This is a genomic window from Streptomyces bambusae (assembly GCF_019400985.1).
In the GTDB taxonomy this organism is placed as follows: domain Bacteria; phylum Actinomycetota; class Actinomycetes; order Streptomycetales; family Streptomycetaceae; genus Streptomyces; species Streptomyces bambusae_A.
Window position 1 is genome coordinate 1 of record NZ_WTFF01000415.1, and the last position, 5350, is coordinate 5350.

6 protein-coding genes are annotated in these 5350 nt (G+C 74.3%); 4 read left to right on the forward strand and 2 right to left on the reverse strand.

The features are described 5' to 3' along the window. Positions 1–233, reverse strand: a 233-nt coding sequence (locus GPJ59_RS32895) for a hypothetical protein (protein ID WP_219671576.1), incomplete at its 3' end; no start/stop codon positions are given. Positions 234–596: 363 nt separating this feature from the next. Continuing rightward, positions 597–2102: a hypothetical protein gene (locus tag GPJ59_RS32900; RefSeq protein ID WP_308120616.1), complete on the reverse strand. Its 1506-nt coding sequence runs from the start codon at positions 2100–2102 to the stop codon at positions 597–599. A 118-nt stretch (positions 2103–2220) separates the two neighbouring features. Here GPJ59_RS32900 and GPJ59_RS32905 point away from each other — a divergent pair, with 118 nt between their 5' ends. The 4 genes from GPJ59_RS32905 to GPJ59_RS32920 form a co-directional block, all read left to right on the forward strand. Then, complete coding sequence (locus GPJ59_RS32905; protein ID WP_258025272.1) at positions 2221–2991, forward strand: LamB/YcsF family protein; 771 nt, start codon at positions 2221–2223, stop codon at positions 2989–2991. Continuing rightward, on the forward strand, positions 2988–3632 hold the full coding sequence (locus tag GPJ59_RS32910; RefSeq protein ID WP_219671578.1) for a 5-oxoprolinase subunit B family protein: 645 nt from the start codon (positions 2988–2990) through the stop codon (positions 3630–3632). Before GPJ59_RS32905 ends, GPJ59_RS32910 begins: the two co-directional genes overlap by 4 nt. After that, on the forward strand, positions 3629–4501 hold the full coding sequence (locus GPJ59_RS32915) for a 5-oxoprolinase subunit C family protein (RefSeq protein ID WP_219671579.1): 873 nt from the start codon (positions 3629–3631) through the stop codon (positions 4499–4501). Before GPJ59_RS32910 ends, GPJ59_RS32915 begins: the two co-directional genes overlap by 4 nt. A 668-nt stretch (positions 4502–5169) precedes the next feature. Further along, on the forward strand, positions 5170–5350 hold a 181-nt coding region (locus GPJ59_RS32920; RefSeq protein ID WP_258025273.1), incomplete at its 3' end, for a transposase domain-containing protein.

The following is a 5350-nucleotide window of genomic DNA, read 5'->3' on the forward strand; positions in this document are numbered from 1 at the left end:
AGCCGGTACGGCGACAGCCGGTACGGCGACAGCCGGTACGGCGACAGCCGGTACGGCGACAGCCGGTACGGCGACAGCCGGTACGGCGACAGCCGGTACGGCGACAGCCGGTACGGCGACAGCCGGTACGGCGACAGCCGGTACGGCGACAGCCGGTGCAAGCGCGACAGCCGGTGCAAGCGCGACAGCCGGTGCAAGCGCGACAGCCGGTGCAAGCGCGACAGCCGGTGCAAGCGCGACAGCCGTCGGCAGAGGCTCGAAAGTCATGGTCGGCGGCCGAGGTACGAGCGTGGGCGCAGCAGCGGTCGCCAGAGGTACAGGGGTGGCCTGGGCAGGCGCGGCAGCAGCCGACAGAGACACGGCGGCGGCCGGTACGAGCGCGACAGCCGTCGGCGGAGGTACGGGGGCGGCAGCCGACGGCCCAGGTACAGGGGCGGCAGCCGACGGCAGAGGTACGAAAGCGGCAGCCATCGGCCCAGGTACGCGGGCGGCGGCCGACGGCAGAGGTACGAAAGTGGCGGCCGACGGCAGAGGTACGAGGGCGGGCGCGGCAGCAGGCGGCGGAAGTACGGAGGAGGAGGTGGCGGCGGCCGGGGTCATGATGCCTCCGTGCGGGCTGCGGCCATGCCTGCGGCGTCGAGGAGGGCGGTGCCGACGATCAGGTCGGCGCCGCCGAACTCGGGGTCGTCCAGCTCGGTGCCGTCGTCCACGGCGAACAGCAGCCGCTCCTCGCCCTGGCGGTACGCCGTGCCCACGGCCGGGCTCGCCGCGTGCACGGCGAGCAGCGCCACCAGGTAGGGCAGGTCCGGGTCGGTGCGGCGGGCCTCGGCGAGCAGGCCGGACAGGCGGCGCGGGGCGTCGTGCGGCAGGTCCAGGAGTTCCATGGCGGCGGCGAGCTGCTCCTCGCTGAACCGGCTGTCGTCCGGGGTCGCGATGAGATCGGGCTCGGGCATCTCGACGCCCAGGTGGTCCCGCTCCAGCGGCGGCGTCAGCAGGATGTCGACGAGGTCGGTGACGCGGACCGAGACGGGGGTGCGCAGCCCGGTCCCGGCGGCGAAGAAGGCGTCGGTGACCCGGCGGGCCTGGGAGACCGGCAGCGGCAGGATCGGCGCGACGAGCTGGCCGTAGAGGTCGATGCCGGCGCGCGGGGCGGGTGCGGCGAAGGCCTGCCGGTCCTGCTCGGCGCGGAAGAGCGGGCCGGCTTCGAGGAGCCGGGACTGGAGCTGGGTGTGGCGGCGGATGCAGTCCTTGACGATGTCCACGAGCTCGGCGGCGCGCCGCTTGTGCTCGGGCTCCTCGGCCTCGTCGCGGGCCTTGCGGATGTTGGTGAGGATCGCGTTCTCGTGGCGGTAGCGGTCGGCCACGTGGTCCAGCGCCTCGGCGATCATGTCCGGGACGGCTTCGAGCCAGTCGACCGCGCGCACGTTGCGCCGGGTCGCGTCGAGGGTGCGGCGCAGCGTCTCGGCGTACTGGACGGTGCGGTAGCGGGCCTGCTCGGCCGCGAGCTGGGCGTCTGCGAGGCGGCCCCGGCTGATCAGCACCTCCAGCTTGACCTCGGCGGCGATCTGGGCGCTGGTGACGTCGGTGTCGAGGGCGCCGACGAGCACGTTGACGGCTTCGTCGGTGGTGCGCAGGTAGACCGCGCCGCCGTACCCGGGGACCTCCTCGATCAGCTTGAAGTCGTAGTCGCGGCGCACGTAGACCCCGTCGGGGCCGAAGGTGCCGTAGATCGCGCGGAAGCCGCGGTCCACGCTGCCGACGTTGATCAGGTTCTCCAGGACCCAGCGGGCCACCCGCTCGTGCTCGGCGGCGGGGCGCTGCGGGGCCTGGGCGGCGACGCGCGGCAGCAGCCGGGCGACTATCTGCTCGTGGTCGGCGCCGGTGTCGAAGTCCATGTTGAGCGTGACGAGGTCGATCGCGGCGAGCGCGACCTCCGCCATGGCGTAGACCCCGTACTCGCCCGCCAGATTCGCCTTGCGCACGTCGAGGTCGTGCAGCGGGGCCGTGCAGGCGAGGGCGCGCAGCCGCCGGGCCAGGCCCTCGTCGGCGGCCGGGCCCGGCGCCGGGGAGGGAAGGATCTTGGCCGGGGCAGGAAACGTCACGACGGAAAGATTAGGCGCTGACACCGACAACAACCCAAACGGCGCGGATCGGCCGGATCACCGCCCCAGGCAGCAGGGGGCCGGGTGGTCCGGTGCGGTGCTGTTCTACGCTCACCGCATGGCTTCCATGATCACACCATCTGACGGCACGGCCGACCCGGCCGACCTCGTGATCGACCTGAACGCCGACCTCGGCGAGGGCTACGGGCGGTGGACGCTCACCGACGACGAGGCGCTGCTGTCGGCGGTCACCAGCGCGAACGTGGCGTGCGGGTTCCATGCCGGGGACCCGTCCATCATGCGCCGGGTCTGCGAGCTCGCCGCGGAGCGGGGTGTACGGATCGGCGCGCAGGTCTCCTACCGGGACCTGGCGGGCTTCGGGCGGCGCGCGATGGACGTGCCGCCGCAGGAACTGGCCGACGAGGTCGCGTACCAGATCGGGGCGCTGGAGGTCTTCGCCCGGGCGGCGGGCTCCCGGGTGTCGTACGTGAAACCGCACGGCGCCCTGTACAACCGCACCGTCCACGACGCCGCCCAGGCCGCCGCGGTGGTCGCCGGCGTGCACCTGGCGGCAGGCCCGGGGCTCCCGGTGCTGGGCCTGCCCGGCTCGCCGCTGCTGGCGGCGGCCGCGGAAGCGGGCCTGCCGGCCGTACCGGAGGCCTTCGCGGACCGCGCGTACACACCGGCCGGCACGCTCGTGCCGCGCAGCGAGCCGGGCGCGGTGCTGCACGACCCGGACGCGGTGGTGGAGCAGGCGCTGACGCTGGTCCGGGGTGGCACGGGGCGTTCGCTGTGCCTGCACGGAGACACCCCGGGCGCGGCGGAGCTGGCCCTTCGGGTGCGCCGGGCGCTGGCCGGGGCGGGGGTCCGGCTGGCGGCGTTCGCATGAGCAGCACCCCGACTGCCGGGAGCCTGCGCGTCCTGCCCGTCGGGGACCGGGCGCTGCTGCTGGAGGTGGACTCGACGGCGCAGGTGGCCGCACTCCACGCGGAGCTGCTGCGCCGCCGGGCAGCCGGCGAGCTGGGCGAGGTGGCGGAGATCGTGCCGGCGGCCCGCACGGTACTGCTGGACGGCGTGACGGCCCCAGCCACGCTGGCGGCCCGCGTCACGGGTTGGACGGTGCCGCCCCTGACGGAGAGCGAGGGCCCACTGTTCACCGTCCCTGTCCGCTACGACGGACCGGACCTCCCAGAAGTCGCCGAACACTGGGGTGTATCACCGGCGGAAGCGGCAGAGGTGATCGGCGGGACGACGTTCCGAGTGGCGTTCTGCGGCTTCGCACCGGGTTTCGGCTATCTGACGGGGCTGCCGCCGCACCTGCACGTGCCGCGCCGCGGCACCCCGCGCACGGCCGTCCCGGCGGGCTCGCTGGGGCTGGCGGGCGAGTACGCGGGGGTCTACCCCCGCTCCTCCCCCGGCGGCTGGCAGCTGATCGGCACGACGGACACGGCGCTGTGGGACCCGGCCCGGGAGCCGGCGGCACTGTTCGCGCCGGGGGCGCGGGTGCGGTTCACGGAGGTGGCGCCATGAGGGCGGAGGTCGAAGTGGTCCGGGCCGGGGCCCTGACCACGGTGCAGGACCGGGGCCGTACCGGCCTGGCACACCTGGGCGTACCGCGCTCGGGGGCGCTGGACGCGCAGGCGTACGCCCTGGGGAACCGCCTGCTGGGCAACCCGCCGGGCACGGCCTCCCTGGAGACCACCCTGGACGGCGTAGCCCTGCGGGCCCCCGCCGGGTCGGCCCTGACGGTGGCGGTCACGGGCGCCCCCTGCCCGGTACGGGTCGCAGGACGCCCGGCGGCCTGGGCCGCACCGGTCCGGGTGCCACCGGGCGCACTGCTGGAGGTGGGCAGCGCAGCACAGGGCTTGCGCAGCTACGTGGCGGTACGGGGCGGCTTCGCGCCCCCCGAGGTGCTGGGCAGCCGCTCGGCCGACCTGCTGTCGGGCCTGGGCCCCCCGCCCCTGACGGCCGGCACCTTCCTCCCGCTCGGCCCCACCCCCGAGACCCCCGTCGCGGGCGCGGACACCCCCCGCGTCCCGGCGCCACCGGCCGAACTGGTCCTCCCGGTGCGGCTGGGACCGCGGGAGAACTGGTTCACCCCGCAGTCCGTGGCAGCGCTGGGGCGTTCGACGTACCGAGCAGCAGCGGCGAGCAACCGCATCGGCCTGCGCACGGAGGCCGGCCCGCCGCTGGCGCGCACGCGGGCCGGTGAACTCCCCAGCGAGGGCATGGTCCTAGGCGCAGTCCAGGTCCCGCCGGACGGCCTCCCGGTGATCTTCCTGGCGGACCACCCGGTAACAGGCGGCTACCCGGTCCTGGGCGTCGTCCCACCCCAATCCCTGGACGCCGCCGCCCAGACCCGCCCAGGCACCCCGATCCGCTTCACGCTCCACCGATGACACCCGCAGGCCACAGACGCAACCGGGCTCACCACAGGCGGCCCCAGACGGCCGGAGGACGCATGCGGCGTCTGTCGCCCCAGACGGCCGGCAGACGCCGAGACGACCGCAGGACGCATGCGGCCCACAGGCGCCCCGGACGACACCAGCACGCCGAGACGACCGAAGAACGAAAGAGAGCCACACACCCGGACGACACCAGGACGCCGAGACGACCGGCGGACGAAAGAGAGCCACGCACGCAGGAGCCACGCACGCCCCGGACGACACCAGGACGCCAAAACACCAGAAGCGCGTAGCGATCCGACGCGCCCGACCTTCGGCCCGGCATGCCGGTCGAGGCGAGGGGGGAACGGAAGCTCCCGCCCGAAGGGCGCGTCCCCGCACGGCAGGGCTCCGCCCGGGGCGTCATCGCGGAGCCCGGTGGCCAACGGCTCCCCCTGCCACAGCTCCCCCTCCCCTCCCCCTCCCCGGTGCCTGCCCGACAGTCTCTGTCTGGGTGGGGCGGGGCGCCCTGTCAGGGGTGGAGCGCAGCGACATCGCGCAGCAATGCCGCGTAGTTAGGGCGGTGGTGGGGTTGTCGAGGGGGTGTGTCGTGGTGGAAAGGCGAACGGGACCTCTAGTAGATCGGGGATGTCCGCCAAGACGTCCCTGAACACGAGGTCCCGTTGCGCTGTCAGTCTGCCACTGTCACGGTGTCGCGTTCCATCACGGTGGCGGGGGGTGTTTTCGCGCCGGGGCATGTGGGTGAGCTGACTCAGTACCTGCCGTTCGAGCTGGTCGATGACGTCCTGGCGCAGACCAGGACCGTGCAGCGCAGGCTGCGCATGCTGCCGTCGCGGGTAGGGG

Coding starts and splice junctions, on each gene's coding strand:
- GPJ59_RS32905 (WP_258025272.1), top strand. CDS start 2,221: ATGGCTTCCATGATCACACCATCTGACGGCACGGCCGACCCGGCCGAC.
- GPJ59_RS32910 (WP_219671578.1), top strand. CDS start 2,988: ATGAGCAGCACCCCGACTGCCGGGAGCCTGCGCGTCCTGCCCGTCGGG.
- GPJ59_RS32915 (WP_219671579.1), top strand. CDS start 3,629: ATGAGGGCGGAGGTCGAAGTGGTCCGGGCCGGGGCCCTGACCACGGTG.